At 42.7% G+C, this 1,447-nt stretch carries 1 protein-coding gene; it reads right to left on the bottom strand.

Annotated elements, in window-relative coordinates; all coding sequences use genetic code 11:
* Positions 1-691 precede the first annotated feature (691 nt).
* Complete coding sequence (locus ACIQWG_RS40810; RefSeq protein ID WP_391139977.1) at positions 692-1,174, bottom strand: replication/maintenance protein RepL; 483 nt, start codon at positions 1,172-1,174, stop codon at positions 692-694.
* Positions 1,175-1,447: the final 273 nt, after the last annotated feature.

Here is a 1,447-nt window from a genome sequence, read left to right as displayed (position 1 = left end):
TGTGGATAAATCTTCTTTTCTTATATAATGGTGCGCTAGGCTAAAGCCTAGCAGGGGGCTCTCAACGGTAAAGGACGGGGCTACGCCCCGCCGGCACTTCGTGCCGGTGCTACGCATCCTTGACCGTCGATTCTGCGCCCCCTGCACCCCCGGCGTTGCGCCGAAACCAAAGGTTTCGGCTTGACGCCTAGCGCACCATTACAGAAAAGATAATGCGTCAATGCCCCAATGCATGAATGCGTCAATGCGTTCATGCCATGCGTAAGGCAAGGCAATCCATTGGATTGCCTTGACGGTCGCATGGGGTTACAAGGGGCGAAGGACCCGCAGTCAAGGGCGTAAGTCGGCGGAGCCGATGAGCGATAGCGAAACCCTTGACTGTGGGTAGCCCCTTGTTATGCTTTAGCATGGCATGAACGCGAACGCATGAATGTTCCTTGGGGTTCAAAGGGGCAAGCCCCTTGCAAGCGAACAAGGACGAAATTCGAAGAATGTAGTCCGCAGTTACTGCTTGCCGTCGGTTTGTAAGATAGCAGTGTTTGCAACGCTGCTATCGTCAAAGCGGGGTTTTGGTTTTAGGTTTTATGGTTTTAAATAAGGGACTAGCTTCAGCTAGTCCCTACCGATTTTTTATGTTATGATTTGTAGTGCTTAGGAGAGTTTTAATTAATTAGATCACAGTTCTAATTGATTAAAGCTCTTTTTCTTGTTCAAAGCTCTGATACTCATCATAAGCATGTTCATCTTCGTTATCTCTGTCGAATTGTTCAAACTCCACTAGTAAGTATTTGTGCTTTTCATCATCTCCACGTAATAGTATTTGTGGGTTGAGCATAAGTACTCCAGTTCTCCTTTTGATTATATTGCCCTTACGAAGCATTTTAAGCGTTTCTGTGACCGTTTTGGTACTTACCCCCGTAGTTTCTGCTATTTCTCTTGTAGTGGCTACTAATTTGTTATCTGAGAGTCTTAGGTTATCTAGTAGATAATTCACTACTTTGAGTTTACCCCCACCCACTACATCTAACATCATCACTAATCCTTTAATATACGCTTTAACAAAGTTCCCTTCTACTTGTTTACGGTATATCTTATCAACTTCGATTAATTCACCTGTATCATGGTCTAATAACGTTTGTTTACCACGATATATAGTTCCATATCTGTCTTTCATTGTTATCTCTCCTTTGTATCCATAAGTTAACACAAACGTTGTTGTTATATTACCATATTAGTAAGTAAATAACAACAAATAAGAGTTTTGTAGTAGTTTTCTACTATATTTGTTGTAGAAAACTACTACAAGCAAAATCTCAATAAACCTTATCATATCAATGGTTATAGAGATTTTCTGTGGATAAATCTTCTTTTCTTATATAATGGTGCGCTAGGCTAAAGCCTAGCAGGGGGCTCTCAACGGTAAAGGACGGGGCTACGCCCCGCCGGC

Source organism: Streptomyces sp. NPDC098781 (genome assembly GCF_044759995.1).
Classification (GTDB): domain Bacteria; phylum Actinomycetota; class Actinomycetes; order Streptomycetales; family Streptomycetaceae; genus Streptomyces.
The sequence above is the reverse complement of the archived record's forward strand: the minus strand, read 5'-3'. Positions and strand labels throughout refer to the sequence as shown.